Genomic DNA, 19,364 nt, shown 5'->3' with positions numbered 1-19,364 from the left:
GGGGCGAGGGGCGTGGGGCTCGATAGCCCCGTGAGTACCAAGTGCCCTAATAGTGTGGTTGTAGCACTCCATGTCGCCCGTTCAAGGCGGCCTAACGTGCCGGGGCGATTTACGATCGGGCAGTGGAGAGCGAGGAGCGACTCCGGCGCGGCGCCCCTGGCGCCTGGTGGGCCTGGTCGGCGGCGACGCTGGCCGGGTCGTGCCATCTCGGGCCGGCAGTGGCGGTCACCGCTTTGACGGCGGCCCTGGCCGTCTGTGCCGGGCACTCCGGGCCGGGGAGCGCGCTGATCGCGACGGCCGTGCTGAGCGGGCAGTTGTCGGTCGGCTGGTGCAACGACGCCTTCGACGCGCGACGGGATGCCGCCAACGGCCGCCGGAAGCCCGTCGCCGTCGGAGCGGTGTCCCGTGGCGCGGTGTGGGCCGCCGCGTTCCTGGCGCTGGTGGTATGCGCGGTGCTTTCGCCGGCCTGCGGCCTGCTTGCCGGCGCGATGCACCTGACCGGGGTCGCAGCAGCGTGGGCGTACAACCTGGGGCTCAAGGCCACGGTGTGGTCATGGTTGCCCTATGCCGTCGGCTTCACGAGCCTGCCCGTCTTCGTCACCCTGAGCCTGCCGGAGCAGGCGTGGCCTGCCTGGTGGGTCGTGACGGCCGGCGGGCTCCTGGGGGTGGGGGCGCACCTGGCCGACACGTTGCCGGACATCCCCGGTGACCTGGCGACCGGCGTCCGAGGACTGCCGCAGCGGATGGGTGTGACCAGGACACGCCGGGCGTTGCCTGTCCCGTTGATGGCAGCGACCGTCGTCCTGTCGTTCGGTCCGCCGGGGCCGCCCGGTCGGGCCGAGATTTCGGCGATGGCAGTGGCGGCGGCGGTGACAGCGGTGGGGGTGGCGGTGGGGAAGGCGCTCGGCCCGCGCGGGGGCCGGGCACCGTTCGCCGCCGCGGTGGTGGTCGCAGGGGTGGATGTGGTGTTGCTGCTGGCCCAGAGCGGGACGTTGGCGTGACGAAGTTGGCGGGAAGGGCGGAATCGACACACCCGAAGGGATGTGCGATGTGCTGCGCACCGAAGCCTTCTTGCGCACGCCCTTAACCGGGATCCGCACCTCGCGCGCGGCGGGGTCCGGCGCGGCCGCGGCACGCCCCCGAGCGCACCGCCGGATGGCTCACCCCTCCACGTCAACGGTGAGCATTCGGACGTGGCGCAACCCATTCACACAGCGGGAGTGGCGCAAGATCGTTCACGTGGACCGAGAGGGGAGATGTGGTCGATGGTGTCGCGTGAGGCCGAGCAGCGTGTCGTCGTGCCGCTGCTCAAAGCGCGGTGGTCGCGGCAGACGTTCGTCCACTGGCCGTACGCGCCGCAGGTCGTTCAGGCCCTGCTTCCCGACGGACTGGTAGTTGACACTTACGACGATATGGCGTGGGTGAGCTTGACACCGTTCGTCATGGAAGCCGTGCGTCCGGTGGGTGTGCCTCCCACCCCTGTCGGCTTTCCCGAGACCAATCTACGCACATACGTTCGCCTGCAGGGCGGGTGTGAGGGACTGTGGTTCCTTTCCCTGGAGGTCACCACCCCTGTCATGCTGGCCGCCCGTGTCGTCGGGGTTCCCTACCACGTGGGCGATCTACTGATTCGGCAGCACGGACCCGTCATCCGGTACACCGGGACGCGCCGCGGCGGCTACCCCTCGTACGACCTGGCCGTGCGCCCCGGCGCCCCGCTCGCCGCCGGGGGGCTCGACATGTGGCTGACCTCCAGGTGGCGCGCCTTCAGCCGCAGTGGCAGGGCACTGTGGCAGACCCCAGTCCAGCATGAGCCGTGGCCCCTGCACAGCGCAGCCCTGGAGAACATGGATCAGACACTGACCGCATCGGCCGGCCTGCCGCCCCCGTCCGGCCCGCCGGTCGTCCACTTCTCGCCCGGCGTGGGGCGTGTCCGTCTCGGAGTACCCCGTCGAGTGCCCCGTCCGCTCAAACGGCTCGGCGTCAGACGTGCCGGATGAACGTTCCGGCAGGAGCTCGTCATGCCACTCCGGAGTCATCAGAGTTCCGGCCTCCCAGTCCCTGCGGAGAACCGGATGGCCGACCCCGTAGTCGACCGCATCGTGGACGCCCCTGCCGAGCTTCGTCGGGGACCGGGGACCGGACGGGAGGCCTCGTCTTAGGCTTCGGTCCGTTTCTCCAGGCGGCTGCCGCGTGGCAGGGTGACGGACATGATGTCGCTGGGAGCGTCCAGCGCGATGCGGTGCCATCGCCCCCGCGGCACGATGACCGCGGTTCCGGCGGCCACCTTGATCTCGTCCTCCTCGCGCCCCGGCTGCTCCGGACGGAGATAGAGGCGTATTCCACCGGTGATGCAGGAGACGACTTCGTCCGCGTCGGGGTGGACTTCCCAGTGGTCGCCGTGGACGTCGGCGTCGGTCTCCACATGGAAGGCCATGAGCTGCCAGCCGTCCCGGTCGGGGTCGAACACGGGCTGTTCGGCGCGCACCTCTCCATCGTGGCGAAGGTGGATGAAGGACGCGAAGAGATCGATCGGGGTAATGCTCATGCCGGGATGTCCTTTCTTCGGTGGTTGCCGGCCTGGGCGCTTACGCTGCCGCGCAGCGCCTCGATGAGTGCGACGGGGAGCCCACTGGCTGCTCCCCCGCCTCCGCCCACGTCCACGGCTCAGCCGCCCAGGCCGCGGCGCAGAGCGGCGCCGAGTTCGGTGTTCTGCCGCTGCGAGACTTCGGCGGTCAGGAGCGCCTGCGAGCCGTGGAAGGTGCCGGGCCACTGGTGCAGTTCGACCGAGACGCCCGCCTGCATCAGACGCAGCGCGTAGTCGATGCCCTCGTCGCGGTTCGGGCAGAACTCGGCGGTGGCGATGTAGGCCGGCGGCAGGCCGGACAGGTCGGTGGCCCTGGCGGGGGCGGCGTACGGCGTGGCGGGCTGGTCGCCCAGGTAGTGCCGCCACGACGCGGTGGCGTTGGCGCGCGTGAACCACGGCACATCGGTGAAGTTCCGCTGCGACCAGGTCTCCTGCCGGTCGTCGAGTCCCGGCTGGTTGAGCAGTTGAAAGCGGATCGCCGGGCCCTGCTCGTCACGTGCGCGCAAGGACAGCGCGGCCGCGAGGTTCGCGCCGGCGCTGTGCCCTCCGACCGCGATCCTCGCCGGATCGACGCCGAGTTCGGCCGCGTGCTCGGCCGCCCACTCCAGAACGGCGTAGGCATCGTCCAAGGCGGCCGGGAACCGGTGCTCAGGGGCGAAGCGATAGCCCACCGAGATCACCACCGCGCCGGAGCCGGCGGCGAGACGGGCAGCCCACGGGTGCTCGGTGTCCAGGTCCCCCATGACGAATCCGCCGCCGCGCATCCAGACGACGGCGCCCTGCGCCTGGTGCGGGCGGTAGATCCGCACCGGCACACCCGGACCGGCGGGCACCGTGCGGTCCTCGACCACCATGCCGGAGGTGTCAGGTGCCGACGACGCCGCGGCCAGTTCGGCGAGGTTCGTGCGCGCCGCCGTCGAGTCAGTCAGGTCGAGCGGGGGAATGAGCGGGATGAATGCTTCGAGTTCGGGATCCATGGCAGCCATCCTCACGGCCGTACCCCCGAGGGGTCATCCGCCGCCCGTCGCGCATCCCGCACCGATCACGCACCGATCGGCGCGTCTTGCCCCCTGCCGTCTTTCTATCCTGCAGCCATGGAGGCACTGGCCATACGGCTGTCGGGACTGGATCCGTACGTCGACGGCGTGTTCCGCATCGTCGCGTTCTACGACACACTGATGCGCCGGCGGGTGGACCTTCCCGCGCCGGCCCGCGCCTCAGCAGGCATGGCCGAGTGCGTCACCGGATACGGATCCACGGCACTGGGCGGGCGACCCGCATCTCGCCGGGCGGCACGGAAGCGTCCACCCTGTCGGTGCCCGCGTCCACCACGGTGTCGATCGTCCTCGACGAGGAGAAAATCGGAGCCGTCTGGCTGGAACGCCCCGGACTCCCCGGCCCACTCGACGAAGTGCTCCTCGACCGGCTCGCCATCGCCGCTGCCACCGTCGCCGAGCCGGTACGGGCCGGCCCGTACAACCGTGGCCGACCCGGCCCTCGTCGAACTCGCGATCAGCAGCGAGTGCGACGAGGCGGCCCGCGCACGGGCGCTACGCCTCCTGGGACTCGCCGCCGACCTGCCCGTCCACGTCATCGCCGTACGGTCGCAGCTCCCCCTCGAACGGATCGGCAGCCTGGTCTGCCCGGCCCGGCCGGTGAAAGCGGCATTGCTCGCGAACGTCGGCGTCATCCTGGCCACCACCGTGGACAAGGCCCGGTGCCCGGCAGACGTACGCGCGGGAGTCGGCTCCGCCGACAGCCCCGACCGCTCCTGACGCAAAGCCCTCACGGCACTCCGCTTCACCAGCCCGCGCGAACCGGTCGCCCACTACGCCGACTTGGACGCGCCGGCGCTCCTGGCCGAGGTCCCCCGGAACGCCGTGCGCGACAACCCCGACGTGGCCGCGATCGCCCGCATCGCCCGCAACCCGGAGGATCTGGAGACCGTGGACGCCTATTGCACCACCGGCTCCCTCCGTCGCGCCGCCGAGCTCCTCCACCTCCATCACAGCAGCGTCGCCCGCCGACTCGATCAGATCGCGAAGCCTTGGGCATCGAGCTCACCGAACCCTCCGGCTTGATACGAACAACCCTCGCCCTCACCGCATGGCGGCTGCTCATCGACTGAGGAAGTCCCACCTTGTCGCACCCGCCGCTGCGAGGCCCGGGCCACACGGCCACCACGGCCACCACGGCCACCACGGCCACCACGGCCACCAGCGCAACGACGCCCACGACTGCCCCGGCGATCCACGGCGTGAAGTGCAGGTACGCCATGCCGCCCAAGGTCAGGACCAGAGGATCTCCTGCGCGGCGTACGCGACCGACGACAGCGGGTCGGAAGCGAATGTCGGCGGGGCCGGCTGCTCGGACAGCAGCATCTCGTACGGCTCCTGGCCGCGTATGACCGGTCGGCCGATGGACAGCCGCTTCGGAAGCCCCGGCACATTGATTACGAGACGAGAGCCCAGGCGGCCCACGTATGACTCATGGGGCGATTTGCCACACCGGTAAGGCCCGGGGAGCGCTCACATCAGGGGGGCGTCAGGGATGTGGCGGACCGCTTGCACCCGAGCGGTGAGGCTCCCTTGAATGGTGCTCGTGAACAGCCACTTGCGCCACGACGACCGGCCGCCTCATACGGCGTTGCCCGGTTTCGCGCGCTGAGCCCACACGGTGCACTGAGCGCACCCCCTGTTCACTGACGCCCCGGCTGCCTCTGTCGTCGCACGGCAGCCGATATCGCGCGGCACAGCGCATTCCGGCCTCCGCCGTCCCTGCCGCTGATGTCGCTTCACGCTCGCACGGCAGCTCCGCCCTACGGCGCCCGCTGCCGCTCTGTCCTCCCGGAGTGGAGTCCCATGTCTTCTGCTGTCTCGCCCGCCCCCAGGACCGTTCTGGTCACCGGTGCCACCTCCGGCATTGGCTGGGAGACCGCCCGGCTCCTCGCCGAACGGGGCAACACGGTCATCGTCCACGCCCCCGACCAGTCGTCCGGCGACGACGCCATTGCCCGCCTGGTCGCCGCCAGCGCCGACACCCTGCGCCTGCGCCTGGTCGTCGCCGACTTCTCCCGGCTGGACGAGGTCCGCGCCATGGCCGTCCGCGTCGCCGAGGAGCACCCCGTCCTCGACGTCCTGGTCAACAATGCTGCCGTCGCCGCGCCCGAACAGCGCACCATGACCGCCGACGGCAACGAACTCTCCCTCCAGGTCAGCTTCCTCGCCGCTTACCTCCTCACCCACGAACTCGCCGGCCCGCTCGGCGCCCACCCCGGCAGCCGTGTCGTCAACGTCTCCTCCTCCATGCACCGCACCGCGTCCAACGCCTGGAACGATCCGCACCGCGCCAAGCGGTACTCCCGCCTCGCCGCCTACGCCCAGTCCCAGCTCGCGCTGACCGTCTTCACCCGCGAGCAGGCGCCCTGGACCGCGGTCAGCGTGCACCCCAGAGTGTGCGACACAGGCCTCCTACCGCTCTACGCCCACGAGGGCGACTCCGCCCTGCAGGGCGCTGAGTGCGTCGTGCGGCTCTGCGACCCCGCCACGGAGCTCGTCCCCGGCGCCTACTACGACCGCAGGGCCCTCTCCCCGGCGGCCCCCGTCGCGATGGAGGACCGCACGGTGCGCCGCCTGCGCAAGCTCGCCGACCAGTTGGTCGCCGCCAAGTCCGCCTGACCTGACCACGCGGCGGGGTAGTCCGCCGAAGGGCTGGAAAACGTTCTCGACTGCGTTCCGGATACTGAAATGCCCCACTGGAACGCGCTCCGCAGGCGACCTGCGGAGCGTCTCCCACAGGCCGGCTTCAGTCCCGCGGCTCACCGGATAGGGCCGAGCCGCCGCGACCTCTGAGGCCGGTCCCGCAGACGGAAAAGGCCGCGCGCCTGACGGAGGGCGGAGGGCGCGCGGCCAAGTGCCCGTATCTCTGCCCCTGCGGGCCCTCGGCGGCTGGAGCAGGGCGGTTGCCTGCCTGTCCGGGCTCAACAGACGACCGTGCTGCGGGGTAGGCACATCAGCCGGGAACCGGCACCTATTGGAAAGCCCTCAAAGCGTCCTCGCCGTCGGTCCACCAGACACCGAGGCATTGGCGAACCAGGCGCCAGCCGTCCGGGCTTCGACGGAATTCCCAGTCGTACGGACCACCCATGGAATAGGGAGAGGCGGTACTCCCGGGGGCGGTGACGGCGACGAACCACATGTAGCCCATGCCGGTTGCCCGATCGCCCTCTACGTCGAAGTGCATGTTGAGGATGTGATGCTGCATGTTCGAGTAGGGCGCTTCCGCTTCTTCCACCTTCGCCCGTATCGCTTCCCTTCCGTGAGTCTTCCCCCATGGCCCGAATTCCAGCACCGCGTCCTCGGACCAGGATTCGATCCAGGTCTGCCAGTCCTTACGGTCCAGCGCCCTCCACCCGCGGATCATCAGGGCGCGCAGAGCCTCCTTCTCTTCCAGGGTCCGCAGTCTGCGGGCCAGACCATTGTGCTCGGGGGCAGTGTGTCCGTCTCTTCCGCAAGGAGTCACTGGACACTCGCAGCGGGACGGACGACGATTTCGTTGACGTCGACCTGCGCGGGCTGGGCGACGGCATAAGCAATGGCCTCTGCGATAGCGGAGGCCGGCAGCGCCACGGCGCGGTAGGTCTTCATGGCTTCCCTGGCAGCAGGGTCGGAGATGCTGTCGGCGAGTTCGGACTCGGTCACGCCCGGGGAGACGAGAGTGACCCGGATGTTTCCGGTGGACTCCTGACGCAGCCCTTCGGAGATCGCACGGACGGCGAATTTGGTGGCGCAGTAGACGGCAGCGGTAGGAGAGACCTCGTACGCTCCGACCGACGCGATGTTCACGAAGTGGCCGCTGCCCTGTTCGCGCATCGCGGGCAGTGCAGCGGCGATACCGTGCAGGACGCCCCGCACATTGACGTCGATCATCCGGTCCCATTCGTCGGTCTTCAGCGCATCCAGCGGCGAGAGCGGCATCACCCCGGCGTTGTTGACGACAACGTCCACCCGGCCGTAACGCTCGCGGGCGGCGGACACGAAAGCCTGAACGTCCGCGGCATCCGTGACGTCCAGCCGCCGGTACGCCACAGTGCCGCCCGCAGCAGTGATGTCCCTGGTGAGTGCGTCGAGACGATCGGTGCGCCGCGCTCCCAGGAGCAGGCGGTGGCCGTCGGCGGCAAGCCGGCGAGCGGTTGCCTTTCCGATTCCGCTGCTCGCTCCGGTGATCGCCACGACCTTGGCCGCGTCTGTCATGTCTGATTTCCCTCTCGGTAGAGCACGGGGTGTTTGTGGGAGAGCACGCCATCGCCGATATCGCCCGTCGCGTACACCCGAAGTCGTCCACGTCATTGATGTGGTTGCCGATCACCGTGCAGCAGCCGTGTACGCGCTGCGCCGCCGGCGGCCGCGGGTCTCGTGGGCATGACAGACCCTCCTCACAGACCCTCCTCATTGATGGCTGCGGATCTCTCCTCCTTCGGCCGAGTCTGAACGGGACCGAGATCACCGACCAGGACGTGTGCTGCCTGGGTGCACCGCACCCGGGCAGCACGGCATCCCTACGGCCTAGCCTGGGGGCATGACCGACAACCACCTGGGAGAGTTCCTGCGCGCCCGCAGGGCGGGCCTGCAGCCGCAGGACGTCGGCATGGCGAGCCACGGCGTACGCAAAGTCGCCGGACTGCGCCGTGAAGAGGTCGCCGTCCTGGCCGGCGTGAACGCGGACTACTACACCCGTCTGGAACAAGGGCGCGAACGCCACCCCTCGGCCCAGGTACTCGACGCGCTCGGCCGCGCCCTGCGACTGGACCCCGACGCCCACGCACACCTGCACCAGCTGGCCGGGACGGCTCCGAGCAGTCAGTTCACCCCCCATGCAACGGACTGCGTGAGCCCCGCCCTTCGCCAACTGATGGACGGCTACTCGGGCGCCCCGGCAATCGTCATCAATCCGACTCTGGACATCCTGGCAGCCAACACCCTGGCCACGGCCCTGTACTCACCCTTCGAGCAGCCGGACAATCTGGCCCGCATGACCTTCCTCGACCCGGCAGGCCGACAGTTCTACACCCGGTGGAGTCACGCAGCACAGGCCACTGTCGGCCACCTGCGTCAGGCAGCCGGCCTCGCCCCTGACAACCCCCGACTGCGGGAGCTCGTCCAACCCCTCACCGCGCACAGCAAGGATTTCACCCACCTGTGGAACCTCCACACTGTGCGTGGCAAGACCCAGGACGCCAAGCACTTCCTCCACCCCGACGTCGGCCCTCTGGCCCTCACCTACCAGGCATTCGACGTACGCGACGCTCCGGGCCAGCAACTCGTCGTCTACCAAGCCGAACCCGGCAGCCCCAGCGCCGAGGCTCTCAGCCTGCTCGGATCCATCCATGCCGACGGGGCCCTGCATCGCCGACTGAACACACTCGTGTCGTCATCGGTGAGGGCGGGGTAGGCACTGGCGACTGAGGGGTTTTGTCTGGAGTGTTCGCCTTGGGTTTGCCCTAGGTTCGCCTTGGGTTCGCCGTGGGGCATCTTGGGTTCGCCTTTGTGCCTGCCGGACGAGATGAAGGCGGGCGACGGGCCCCTTCCGTCGGGTGACCTGCCCGCGGTGGGGCTCTTGCCCGGGCGGACCACACGGCCGCGGCGGCGTCCCCGATGAGCGTCACGCGATCGCGCCGGCGCGCACTCGGTCGGCACCCGGGACGGCGTGGACATCGCGACGCTCAGTCACGGAGCCGGCGGCATCAAGATCGACGTCTGTGGCCGGTGGAATCCGAGCGGGTAGCGTCCGCGTGCCCTACTTTAGGTTCACCTCCAGGGGAAAGGGCGCGCCATGAAGTTCGCAGTCATCGGTGGTACCGGGCTGATCGGATCACAGGTCGTCAAGAAGCTGAACCTCGCCGGGCACGAGGCGGTGCCGCACTCGCAGTCCACCGGAATCGATGTCATCAGCGGCCGGGGACTGGACGAGGCGGTGGCGTCGGCCGACGTCCTCGTCAATCTGACGAACTCCCCGACCTTCGACGAAGCCTCCCCGGCCTTCTTCCAGACCTCCATGGACAATCTTCTCGCCGCGGCCCGGAAGGCTGGTGTCCGGCACTTCGTCATTCTCTCGATCGTCGGCGTGGACCAGGTGCCTGAGCTGGACTACTACCGGGCCAAGGCACTCCAGGAGGACATCCTCGCAGCCGGCCCGATCCCTTACTCGATCGTCCGCGCGACGCAGTTCATGGAATTCATCGACGCGATCCTCTCCTGGACCGCCGACAGCGACAGCGACAGCGACAGCGACACCGTGCGGCTGCCCACCACACCGATCCAGCCGATCGCCGCCGAAGACGTGGCCGACGCGGTGGCAGAAGTCGCCGTGGGCGCCCCGCTGGGGGGCATTCGCAACATCGCCGGACCGGAGGTCTTCCCGCTCGACGAGCTGGGCCGGCTGACCCTGGCTCGCAGGTCCGACGGCCGAACCGTCATCACCGATCCCACCGCCGGCATGTTCGCCGTCGTCAAGGGTGACGTCCTCACCGACGAGCGCGCCCGGCTCGCCCCCACCCACTACAGCGACTGGCTCTCCTGATCCACTCGTGCCCCCCATCGCCGGTGCGGCCGGGCACGAGCGCCTCGCGGTTGAGCCTTCCCGGGCTCGGAGCGCCCTGACCTCAGGGCGCCTGACCTCAGGGCGCCTGAGCTCAAGGCGCCGCCCTGGCAGAACCGGTGCCGGACAGGTCGGCGAATGGGACGCCGATGTCTGTCAGCGTCACCCGGGTGCCGCGCGTGCCCTGCTGGTGCGGCGTGCCGACCCGGCCGACGCTGGTCGGAGTGCCGCCGTCGAGCCGGGAGAACCCATGAAACGTCAGGCCGACCGATGCGCGCCTGCCGCGCTGGCCGTCATGCTCGCCTGCGCCGGACTGACCGGCTGCTCGTCGGATGGTCCGAACGGCGCCACCGCCTCCTCGGCGGCCTCCGCAGCCAGGTCGCGGGCCTCCGCGGGCGCTTCCGCCGCCAGCAGCGCGGCGGCGTCCGCGGTCGGCTCCGCAGTCGCCTCCGCCGAGGCGGCTGCAGAGGCCGCCTTGAGGAAGATCAAGGGTGGCCTGGACGCCAAAGCGGACGTCACTCTCGGCACCGCCGCCACCGGCTCCGACGGCCGCATTGAGGTCCCGGTGAACGTCGTCAACCACGACTCGGAGGCGAGGCGCTACACCCTCCTGATCAAATTCAAGGACCAGTCAGGAAATCCGGTCGATATGGTCACCGTCGATGTGCCCGAGGTCGCCGCGGGCGGCACCGACCACGCCACAGCCCGAAGCAACCGGAACCTGACCGGTACGGTCACCGCCGAGGTCAGCAAGGCCGTGCGGTACTGACGTCACACGTCCCGGTCGCGGCCTGCGGCGGTACCCGGCGAGGTGCCGGGCCGCCCGGCCGCCTGCCCGGCTCGGACGCGGGTGGGACGGGGTCTGCCGGGTACCGGCGCAGGGGCCGGCCTCCCCGGAACCGACGGGGCTGCTCCGCCGGTGACGTCGAGGCATGAGCTGCTCGAGTGACGGCAGCCCCTGCCCGGCCCTCGCACCGAACTGACGAGCACCCCCGGCGCACGCCGTACTACAGCTTCCGTCCTCTCCTGCTCGGTCAGACACCGACGACCGGCTGCACCTCGGCGACGAGGAACTGCTCGGCCCTGGGAAGGCGCAGGCCGTCGTGACGGCCGGCGAAGTATCGGGCGGCCAGGTCGTCCGGGGATACGTGCACGGCCTTTGCGAACCCCGCCTCCAGGGCTGCTTGCTGCATCTGGTCGGGCGAGTAAAGGCTGATGAACGGGGTGCCCGAGGCGGCGGCGCCGCGCATCGAGAGTTCCTGGACCCGCCGCTGCTCCGGGTCGAGCATGTCGAGCGGCAGCAGGAACGTCGTGGCGAATACGGAACCGGGTGCGAGTGCGGCGGCCTGGCGCAGCGTCGCGGCGTTGGCTTCGGGCGTGAGGTACATGCTGACGCCGGTCGACGCGACGACCGTCGGCTTCTGCGGATCGAACCCCGCGTCGGTCAGTCGCTCCCACCACGAGTCGCCGGCCTCGAAGTCGACGGGCACGAAGGTCAGCCAGGGCGGGACGTCGGAGCCGATTTCCTTGAGGCGCCGCCGCTTCCACGCCTGCGTGCCCGGCTGGTCGACCTCGAAAACGCTGAGGCGGGAGCCGAGTTCGGGGCGCCGCTGGGCGAAGGTGTCCAGGCCTGCACCGAGGATGACGTACTGGGCCACGCCGGCGTCGGCTCGTTCGGCGACGAGGTCCTCGACGAATCGAGCGCGGGCGACCATGGACGCGCGGACGCCGCTGACGCCCGGCATGGTCATGTCGCCGCGCTCCCGCCAGTTCCGCCCGGGGTCGGCGAGCTTCAGCCCGACCTCGTCCTCCAGTACGTGGGGCGGGGCGTCGGCCTGGACGTGAAGGGCGCGCCACAGTGCGACGCGCACAGCTGTGTGGTCGGGTTCGGGCAGGTCGGAGCGGCCGTCGCGGAGCGGGGATTCGAGTGCGACGATCCGCCCGTCGGGGTCCCGGACCAGAGCCTGCTGGACGCCCCAGTGCATCGGCGTGAACTGCTGGGCGAACTCCGGTGCGCGGTCGGGCGCGAAGGCCTCGGCGTCGGCCACGCTGAGTATTGGGTGAGTGACGAGCTCCCGTTCGTGCTGCTCAACGATGAACACGTAAGGCCCACCGGACGGGTGGGCCCAGTGCCCGGAACCGTGATCGGTCTCCAGGGCGTTCTCGAAGCCGAGCGATTTCCAGAACGCGGCGGTTGCACCGTAGTTACGGGTCTCGACGAGGAACCCTTCAATGCCGTCAGTCGCCATGCGTGCTCTCCTTGCCTGCGCTTGCGGCGCGCTGGAGGTACTCGGTGAGGGCCGTCTCGACGATCGCGGAGAGGGATCGCTCGGTGTCGACGGCGTGATGCTTGACCTCGCGGATGAGGTCGACGGGCAGGTAGACGTTGAACTGCTTTGCCTGTCTTTCGGCAGCCATAGTTAGGATGCTAGCAATCTAGAGATGAGCATGTGGTGATGTGCGTCATAGAGGCGCTCCCCCAGGCAGTGCGAGTCACAGCGGATCAGGCTTCGGAGGCGACGAGACGTGCCGCGACCGTACGGATCGGCCATGGCGACGTGTGGTCCGGGGCCCGGGGCCGGGGCCCGAGGTCCGGGGTCCGGGGCCGGGGTCCGGGGTGGACGTGACAGGGCTAGGCTCGAACCTGTTTGGCCAGGACACGACAGCCGGAGCCGTAGTGAACCACCCGCAACAGCCCGCGACGCCGCCCCACCGCCCGTCGGCCTTCGATCCGGACGCGACCGAGGTCCTGTCCCCGGGAGCCTGGCAGCAGTACGGTCACACACCGCCCGAGCAGCCCGCCGACTCGACCAAGCAGTTGCCCAGGATCGAACCCGAGCCGGCGTGGACCGGCGAGCCCGGCCCGCCGGAGGGCCGGCGTCGGCGGGTGTGGATACCCGTCGCCGCCATCGCCGCCTGCGCGGCCACCGGTCTCACGGTCGGCGCGCTGGTGCTCGGTGGTGACGGCCAGGAGGCGACCCCCGTTCCCCGGTCACCGGCACCCGCCGACGGCGCCACGCCCGGCTCCGCCGCCCCGTCCCCGTCGGACGTGCCCTCCCCCGCTCCCAGCACACCCGGCCCCGTGCTCCTGGGCGGGCCGTACATGCTGATCAGCGACACCGGCAAGGCCGCGGATGTCACGGCGGCCTCCCGCGACAACGGCGCGGTCGTCATCGCCTACCAGCCAACCGGCAACCCCAACCAGCGTTGGACCCTCACCGACGCAGGTGGTGGCTACGTCCGCATCACCGCCGTGCACTCCGGCAAGTGCCTCCAGGCCGACGCCGCCGCACCCGCGGGCGGCGTGACGCAGCAGCCGTGCGCCGGAACGGACAGCCAGCAGTGGCGAGCGGCCGCCGACGGCGCCGCGTACACGTTGGCTCTGAAGGGTTCCGGACAGACCCTGGGCATCGGCCCTGGGGACGCCCTGCGTCTTCAGCAGCCGGGAGCGGGTCCGGCACGGAAGTGGACCGTCAGGAATCCCTGACCATCCAGCTGCCGGGTCCTTCGCGCGCCGGAGAGCAGGAAGCAGGCCGGGCCCGGCCAGTCGGAGGACATCTGCACCGCCTTCCTCATCCCCGGAGGGCCGGAAGGCCACCGCGGCGGAACTGACCCGGGGCTTCGCCACGAAGCCGCTGAAGCGGCCGGTGCAGACTGAACGGACCCGTCCGCAGGAGAATCCCTCCGGTTACCCCTCTCTGACGGAGTGGCGAGCGGAATCCGTGCGCGCCGCGGCCGAGGCCTTGCCGGTGTCGAAATCGCCGCCTTTCTGTTCAGAGTCGGGGTGGGCCCTGTTCGGCGCGGCGGAGGATGGTGCCGAGGTGGGAGAGGCCGGGGTGGTCCATGGGGAGCCGCTCGTCCCACCAGGTGGCGCCGGCGTCGAGGAGTGGCCCGATCAGCTCGCGGGCGGAAGCGGCGTCGTCCGCGGGGCTGACGCCTCCGACGACCACTTCGAAGGGCACGTCACGGCGATCTTCAGGACGGTGCTGCCGGACATAGGCCACCAGGTCGCGTACCTCGTCCGCCGGCGGGACACGGCCGTGTCCCGCGGAGTCGAACAGCGGCACCGCGCCGTCCCAGCGGGCCGCGCGGCGCATGGGCCGGCGGTTGGGCCAGTACCCGGCGATCCACACCGGCGGGCGCGGGCGCTGTACGGGCGGGGGCAGCAGGGCCACGTCCTCCGCGTGGAAGTGGCGGCCGTGGTGCGTGACTCGTTGCCCGGTCCAGTACCGTTCCAGCAGCGCCAAGCCCTCGTCCAGGCGCTCGGCGAGCACGGCCTTGGCGGTGGGTTCGCCGAAGCTGCCGTACTCGTCCTCGACGGGTCCGCCCAGGCCCGCTGCGAAGATCACCCGGCCATCGCTGATCCGGTCCAGTGTCGCCACCTGGCGGGCCAGTTGGTGAGGGCGCCGCCGGGGCACCGGTGTGACCAGCGTACCCAGCTTGATGCGCCGGGTGGCCAGTGCGGCCGCGGTCAGCAGCATCCACGGATCGCCGACGGGACGGGGAGAGTTCTTGTAGTGGACCACGTGGTCCCACAGGAACAGGGCGTCCCAGCCCGCCTCCTCGGCCGCCACGGCCAGAGCCGCCAGGTTCCCTGCGTCGGCGAAGTCTCCGAAGTTGGGGACGTTCATCGAGAAGCGCATCCTGGCATGGTGAGCCTCTAACGCGCCCCGGCGCAACGGGATTTCGGCACGGCATCGCGCGGGGCCGACGTGGGAGCCGGCGCCGGCTGTTCACGCTGTGGCGGCCCGCATGCGCCGAGGATGAGCCTGCCAAGGCTCAACATCTCGGCAAGCGCTCAGCAGAGGGTGGGAGGGAGCGAACCGGTTCGGGGTTTGCGTTTTCTACAACGATTATCGGTGGGAGCCAGAGACGCTCAAACGAAGCGCAATGCTGTCCCATGCCGCCGGATACGGTCGCTCAGGCCGGCCCGACGTCCAGCTGTACGCCGCCTGCGGCTTGGTTGACGGGGGCGGGCCGCAGACAGTCCGCCGCGGGTACTCGGGTGGCAAGTGTCGCGACGGTGCGTCGTGCGCTCTGGCCCTGGCCGCGGCCCTCGGTCACGGTGCCGTTGAGGATGACTAGGGTGACCGTGCTGAGGCGGACAACGGTCGAGCTGGTGTAATCGATGACCGATTCCCGGCCGTCCGCATAGCGGACCTTCTCCCGCCCGGTGGGACTGTTCACCGCGACGCAGGACGCGTTCGCCGATCCCACGAAATGCCCGGTGGCGGCGACGGTCCGGCCGGGCCTGCCGGAGCAGGTGTACTGGGCCTTGGCTTCGAGGCGGGTGGGCCTCGGCAGCAGCCCGAGGCCCGGAGTGCTGGAGCCCTTCTCCTTCCCGGTGCAGACGAACGCTGTCTCGCCGCTGCCTCCGGCGGCGGCCACCGGCGACCAGGCCAGGGAGGAGCCGGTCAGAGCCAGGGAACACAACGCCACGCTGAGACCGCGCCTTGCGAACATCCGCATCTCCCCGGGAAGTCACAGCGTGCTCTGGCTCGTCCGGAGCAGCTTGTGGCTCGGTGACTACCCCTGGAGAACGCCAAGACCACCGGATAGCGCCCGGCTCCGGTAGCGCGGCTGCCGCGCACACGCGGGGCGATGCACTCCCTGGCGCGCGCACGGGCGTTCGCCGAGGCGCGCGCTGCTCGCGTCGGCCCGGTCCGGCGGGTCTCGGCGCCGGGGAGGAAAGGGGTGGTTCAGTCTCCGGCGATGAGGCCGGTGATGAACTTGCGGCAGCGGCCTTCGGTGACGGGCGTGATGCCGTGGATGAGCTGGGCGCCGTAGACGATGGCGGTGCCCGTACCGGCGGGCGTGGTCCAGGGGGTGCCACGGACCTCGTGGATCCAGTCGGTCTCCGGGTCCTGCCGGGAGATCTTGTCGTGGGGCGCGATGCGGGTGAAGCGCATGCCGTCGGCGTAGCCGGGGGCCGCCTCTGTGCTGAAGCGGGGATCCCACAGGTGGGGGCTGGAGGTGGTCTCGAAGAAGAACTGGCCGCCGGCTTGGGCGTCCTGCACCGTGACGCCGATGCGGGCGACGTGGCGGGGGGCGGCGAGCGGGTCGGGGCCGATGCCGTCGAGGTGGCGCACGGCGCCTTCGGCTGCGTCGAACTGGATGAGCTGCCAGGGGGAACAGCCCGTGGCGGAGGGGAAGGTGCGGCGGATTTCCGGCAGGTGGCGCAAGGCCGCTGCGCGGAGGGCGCCTTGGACCTCTTCGGGTAAGTCGCTGAGTTCTTCGCCGACGTAGGCGGGCTTCCAGCCGGTCTGCTGGATGAAGTCGTCGATCGCCCGGGCCAGGCGGGCGACCTCCTCGCCGGTCAGGAAGTCGTCCACGGTGTCGACGGCGAGTGTCTCTGTCAACGTGATCACGACTGGTGCCTCCCTGGGTCACACGGTGATCGGGGGTGGCGTCCTGCGATGGGGCCTGCTGCGGGCATCGTCGTACCAGGAGCCGGAACAGGCAAGCGTCGCTGCCAGCGCCTCACGCCCCGGCGCCCGCCGTCACGCACCAGACGTCCGGCCCACCAGGGCACGGGACTCGGCCTGGGGGTTGTGCCGCGCGCGGCGGACGTAGCCGGCGCCCTCCTGGGACGGGAGCAGGAGAAGAGGATTTGCAACCGGCCGGGCAGACGAATCAGGGTCTGATCAGCAACCAACGTCGGCGGTGGATGGAGGCTGCGGGGTTACGAGCGGGGCTCGCTGTCGCAGCACTGGCCTCCGGGGCCGGTGGCGTGTGCGGGTGGAGGCGATGGTCATTGCGTCCTCATGATTCCGCGGCGTTCATGATTCCGCCCGGCACGCCGCCCACGGGTTGCCGCCTGCATCGAGTCGTCCAAGCCGAACCTGCCGTCGGCGTCATCACGCTCGCGCCCGCCACAAAGGACAAGGTAAGCGCCACGAGCGTCGGAGAACCGCACCCCCGAATAGCCGTTCTGAACCCTCTCCGCGGCGTGGACTAGTTCAGCCATCCGCTCGCCGTTCTTTATGTGGTCGACGGCTTCCTTGGGCTTATTCCTTGCGGCGTTCAATCGTGTCGGCGACGCCTGAAAGGGTTTGAATGGTGACCCACCTGCCTGGACCGTTCGAGATGCGGGCCGGTTTAGCCTTCGGCAACCTTGAACCACGATCACCCTGCCGCGAAGGGACCAGCCGTGGGAATCAAGGACCAGTTCCAGGACAAGGCCCAGGACCTCAGTGAGAAGGCGAAGCAGGCCGCGCAACGCGGTCAGTCAGAGGCTTCCGAGCGAAGCTCGCAGGCCGGCGAACAGTCCCAGGAATCCTTGGATGACGCTCAGCGGGAGGCAGAGGACCGGTTCAACCGGGACTACGACGCCTAGGGTGCATCGCTCTGCAGGTCACGGGCTGCCCGGCCCGCGGAGATCAGCCCTTGCTGGTCTCCGCGGGCCGGACGCGTCCGAGGCCGCGTCCGCGTATGCCGAAGCCGTCACCGCGGCGACGATGTCGTCGCCGAAGCACACGAACAAACGGCCTCAGGCGGCCCGTACTAGCCTTGACGATAACCCGGGAGAGTGGGGTAGCGATGCCCACCAACACGCGGGCTTCAGCCCCGGAGCAACGAGCCATGACCCGTACGTTGCAGCCCGAAGCGGCGCGCCGCGCTCGCCGGAGCTGCCACGGGATAAGCGCGGCTGATGGCACGGGCGTCCGCAGAGGTTCTCATGGGCTGGTCGGTGGATGTCAGGACGGCATGACAACGGGGTACGACTTCAGCCGGGTGAAGGTCCACGGCGAAAGGCCGGGCACGTCTCCGGGTAGGTTCTCGTCGGCGAGTCAGGGTGGCAGGGTTGTCCAACTACTGGCGGGACCGTCCTCTGAAGCTCGTCCCTCGCCGTACGTCAGCGCACCACCCGCCGTTGCCGATGCGCTGGCCTGGGGAGGTCGGCCCTTGGACGCTGCCACCCGCTCACGGATGGAAGACGCTTTCTCCTATGACTTCGGTGGAGTGCGCATTCATGACGGATCCCGCGCCGAGGAGTCTGTACGGTCCTTGGGAGCGCTCGCCTACACCGTAGGCAAGGACATTGTCTTCGGAGCCACCCAGTACCGACCCGGGAGCCGGGATGGTGAGCGGACCCTCGCCCATGAACTTGCCCATGTGATCCAGCAGCACACAGGCCCCGCGGGGGCCGGTCTGCTCGGGGTCATGACCGCGGACCCGCTGGAACGGGAGGCCGACGCCGCCGCTGCCACCGTCGCCGGCGGCGGCCGGGCTCGGGTGCGGGGCCGGGTGGCGCACGCCGTGCAGCTCCAGCAACCCCCGCAGTTCACCATCGGCGATCTCGGAGAGCAGTACCTGGCCCAGGCCCTCGATCGCAACGGCTACATCGTCTTCCACGACTGGTCCAAGTTCGTCAACAATCGCGGCATCGACCTGGTGGTCTGGGATCCTTCCTCCAAACGGGTGTGGTTGATGGACAACAAGGCCTGGACCCGGGGCATCGACGATGCTCCTGCACTCACAGGGCCTCAGTTCGAATGGAACCTGCAGCAGATCAAGAAATTCCTCAAATCGAACTGGGCCAGCAAGGAAGCCGCCGTCGCACTCCGCGCCCTGGAGGCCAACCAGTACCTCAAGGTCGTCTCCAACTTCAATGCCATGGGCCATACACGCTTCACCCCCAAGCTGTTCTCCAGCGGAGTGACCGTCTTCGACGTCCGCATGATGCGCCTGTTCACCGACCGCCTCCAGTGGCTCACCGCCTTCCGGCAACTGCAGCTTCAACGGGGCGTCCGGCTGACCGGCGCACGAGGCGCAGCCACCGTGGGCGGCATGCTGTTCGTCGTAGCGGTCATGGCAGGGACGGTCTTCCTCTACCGCAGCGAGGGCGCCCGTCAGGTGACCGGCCAGATCGTGGCGCAGGCCGCCCTCGACGGCCTGCTGATCCGGATCGCCGGGCGGGCCGCGGGGACCATCGCCTCGCTCTCGCTCGGCCTCAGGTCCGACGAGCCGGAGTCGGTGATCGAACGGCGTGAACAGATCGACAAGATCATCGCTGCGCTCCCGGAAATCCACTACGAGACCCTCTCGGAGAGCGAACAGCAGGAAGTCCGCAAGACCATCGGTGAACTGGTCGACAAGCCGATGGAAGTGCCGCCACCGCCACCGCTCACCTACCCCGCCGCTCCGGCCCCCGGACAGGCACGCCCTCAAACCAACCCAC

General features: G+C 69.8%; 21 protein-coding genes. 11 read left to right on the top strand and 10 right to left on the bottom strand.

Annotated features, from left to right (window positions below):
- Positions 1-122: 122 nt before the first annotated feature.
- Together ACSNOG_RS25795 and ACSNOG_RS25790 are read left to right on the top strand one after the other, a co-directional pair.
- Positions 123-1,001 carry a UbiA family prenyltransferase gene (locus tag ACSNOG_RS25795; protein WP_436755098.1) on the top strand — a complete coding sequence of 293 codons (879 nt, stop codon included), beginning with the start codon at positions 123-125 and terminating at the stop codon, positions 999-1,001.
- A gap of 264 nt (positions 1,002-1,265) precedes the next feature.
- Positions 1,266-2,000, top strand: a complete 735-nt coding sequence (locus ACSNOG_RS25790; protein WP_436755097.1) for a YqjF family protein — start codon at positions 1,266-1,268, stop codon at positions 1,998-2,000.
- Positions 2,001-2,158: 158 nt separating this feature from the next.
- Here the strand turns inward: ACSNOG_RS25790 and ACSNOG_RS25785 are convergent, their stop codons facing one another.
- On the bottom strand, positions 2,159-2,548 hold the full coding sequence (locus tag ACSNOG_RS25785) for a cupin (RefSeq protein WP_436755096.1): 390 nt from the start codon (positions 2,546-2,548) through the stop codon (positions 2,159-2,161).
- 119 nt (positions 2,549-2,667) lie between these two features.
- Positions 2,668-3,564 (bottom strand): alpha/beta hydrolase, encoded by an 897-nt coding sequence (locus ACSNOG_RS25780; protein WP_436755095.1) that lies wholly within the window; start codon positions 3,562-3,564, stop codon positions 2,668-2,670.
- Between the two features lie 504 nt (positions 3,565-4,068).
- Here ACSNOG_RS25780 and ACSNOG_RS25775 point away from each other — a divergent pair.
- Complete coding sequence (locus tag ACSNOG_RS25775; RefSeq protein ID WP_436755094.1) at positions 4,069-4,362, top strand: hypothetical protein; 294 nt, start codon at positions 4,069-4,071, stop codon at positions 4,360-4,362.
- Positions 4,363-4,425: 63 nt separating this feature from the next.
- A complete protein-coding gene (locus ACSNOG_RS25770; RefSeq protein WP_436755093.1) occupies positions 4,426-4,668 on the top strand; it encodes a helix-turn-helix domain-containing protein in 243 nt (80 codons plus the stop codon).
- A 207-nt stretch (positions 4,669-4,875) separates the two neighbouring features.
- Here the strand turns inward: ACSNOG_RS25770 and ACSNOG_RS25765 are convergent, their stop codons facing one another.
- Positions 4,876-5,034, bottom strand: a complete 159-nt coding sequence (locus ACSNOG_RS25765) for a hypothetical protein (RefSeq protein ID WP_436755092.1) — start codon at positions 5,032-5,034, stop codon at positions 4,876-4,878.
- 414 nt (positions 5,035-5,448) lie between these two features.
- Here ACSNOG_RS25765 and ACSNOG_RS25760 point away from each other — a divergent pair, with 414 nt between their 5' ends.
- Positions 5,449-6,264, top strand: a complete 816-nt coding sequence (locus ACSNOG_RS25760) for an SDR family NAD(P)-dependent oxidoreductase (RefSeq protein ID WP_436755091.1) — start codon at positions 5,449-5,451, stop codon at positions 6,262-6,264.
- Between the two features lie 352 nt (positions 6,265-6,616).
- On the opposite strand, the gene ACSNOG_RS25755 is transcribed toward ACSNOG_RS25760, so the two are convergent.
- Together ACSNOG_RS25755 and ACSNOG_RS25750 are read right to left on the bottom strand one after the other, a co-directional pair.
- Positions 6,617-7,108 (bottom strand): nuclear transport factor 2 family protein, encoded by a 492-nt coding sequence (locus ACSNOG_RS25755; RefSeq protein ID WP_436755090.1) that lies wholly within the window; start codon positions 7,106-7,108, stop codon positions 6,617-6,619.
- Positions 7,105-7,839, bottom strand: a complete 735-nt coding sequence (locus tag ACSNOG_RS25750; protein WP_436755089.1) for an SDR family oxidoreductase — start codon at positions 7,837-7,839, stop codon at positions 7,105-7,107. Before ACSNOG_RS25750 ends, ACSNOG_RS25755 begins: the two co-directional genes overlap by 4 nt.
- A 325-nt stretch (positions 7,840-8,164) precedes the next feature.
- On the opposite strand from ACSNOG_RS25750, the gene ACSNOG_RS25745 reads away from it, so the two are divergent.
- The 3 genes from ACSNOG_RS25745 (at position 8,165) to ACSNOG_RS25735 (ending at position 10,952) form a co-directional block, all read left to right on the top strand.
- Positions 8,165-9,037, top strand: coding sequence for a helix-turn-helix transcriptional regulator (locus ACSNOG_RS25745; protein ID WP_436755088.1), 873 nt, complete (start codon positions 8,165-8,167; stop codon positions 9,035-9,037).
- Between the two features lie 381 nt (positions 9,038-9,418).
- A complete protein-coding gene (locus ACSNOG_RS25740) occupies positions 9,419-10,165 on the top strand; it encodes an SDR family oxidoreductase (protein ID WP_436755087.1) in 747 nt (248 codons plus the stop codon).
- 268 nt (positions 10,166-10,433) lie between these two features.
- Positions 10,434-10,952 carry a hypothetical protein gene (locus ACSNOG_RS25735; protein WP_436755086.1) on the top strand — a complete coding sequence of 173 codons (519 nt, stop codon included), beginning with the start codon at positions 10,434-10,436 and terminating at the stop codon, positions 10,950-10,952.
- Positions 10,953-11,217: 265 nt separating this feature from the next.
- On the opposite strand, the gene ACSNOG_RS25730 is transcribed toward ACSNOG_RS25735, so the two are convergent.
- Both ACSNOG_RS25730 and ACSNOG_RS25725 read right to left on the bottom strand, forming a co-directional pair.
- Positions 11,218-12,078 carry a class I SAM-dependent methyltransferase gene (locus tag ACSNOG_RS25730; protein WP_436755099.1) on the bottom strand — a complete coding sequence of 287 codons (861 nt, stop codon included), beginning with the start codon at positions 12,076-12,078 and terminating at the stop codon, positions 11,218-11,220.
- 343 nt (positions 12,079-12,421) lie between these two features.
- Complete coding sequence (locus ACSNOG_RS25725) at positions 12,422-12,601, bottom strand: ribbon-helix-helix protein, CopG family (protein ID WP_436755085.1); 180 nt, start codon at positions 12,599-12,601, stop codon at positions 12,422-12,424.
- 259 nt (positions 12,602-12,860) lie between these two features.
- Here ACSNOG_RS25725 and ACSNOG_RS25720 point away from each other — a divergent pair, with 259 nt between their 5' ends.
- On the top strand, positions 12,861-13,670 hold the full coding sequence (locus ACSNOG_RS25720) for an RICIN domain-containing protein (RefSeq protein WP_436755084.1): 810 nt from the start codon (positions 12,861-12,863) through the stop codon (positions 13,668-13,670).
- Positions 13,671-13,956: 286 nt separating this feature from the next.
- Here ACSNOG_RS25720 and ACSNOG_RS25715 read toward each other — a convergent pair whose 3' ends face one another.
- From ACSNOG_RS25715 to ACSNOG_RS25705, 3 genes are all read right to left on the bottom strand, one after another.
- Positions 13,957-14,826 (bottom strand): LLM class flavin-dependent oxidoreductase, encoded by an 870-nt coding sequence (locus ACSNOG_RS25715; protein WP_436755083.1) that lies wholly within the window; start codon positions 14,824-14,826, stop codon positions 13,957-13,959.
- A 277-nt stretch (positions 14,827-15,103) separates the two neighbouring features.
- The gene (locus tag ACSNOG_RS25710; protein WP_436755082.1) at positions 15,104-15,646 is read right to left on the bottom strand and encodes a hypothetical protein; all 543 of its coding nucleotides are present in this window, start codon (positions 15,644-15,646) and stop codon (positions 15,104-15,106) included.
- A 236-nt stretch (positions 15,647-15,882) separates the two neighbouring features.
- Positions 15,883-16,551, bottom strand: coding sequence for a hypothetical protein (locus tag ACSNOG_RS25705; RefSeq protein ID WP_436755081.1), 669 nt, complete (start codon positions 16,549-16,551; stop codon positions 15,883-15,885).
- Between the two features lie 782 nt (positions 16,552-17,333).
- Here ACSNOG_RS25705 and ACSNOG_RS25700 point away from each other — a divergent pair.
- Positions 17,334-17,519: a hypothetical protein gene (locus tag ACSNOG_RS25700; RefSeq protein ID WP_436755080.1), complete on the top strand. Its 186-nt coding sequence runs from the start codon at positions 17,334-17,336 to the stop codon at positions 17,517-17,519.
- Between the two features lie 569 nt (positions 17,520-18,088).
- On the top strand, positions 18,089-19,364 hold a 1,276-nt coding region (locus tag ACSNOG_RS25695; protein ID WP_436755079.1), incomplete at its 3' end, for an eCIS core domain-containing protein.

The organism is Streptomyces sp. URMC 124 (genome assembly GCF_051386455.1).
In the GTDB taxonomy this organism is placed as follows: Bacteria; Actinomycetota; Actinomycetes; order Streptomycetales; family Streptomycetaceae; genus Streptomyces.
Note: the sequence above shows the minus strand (reverse complement) of the source record. Positions and strands in the feature narration are given on the sequence as shown.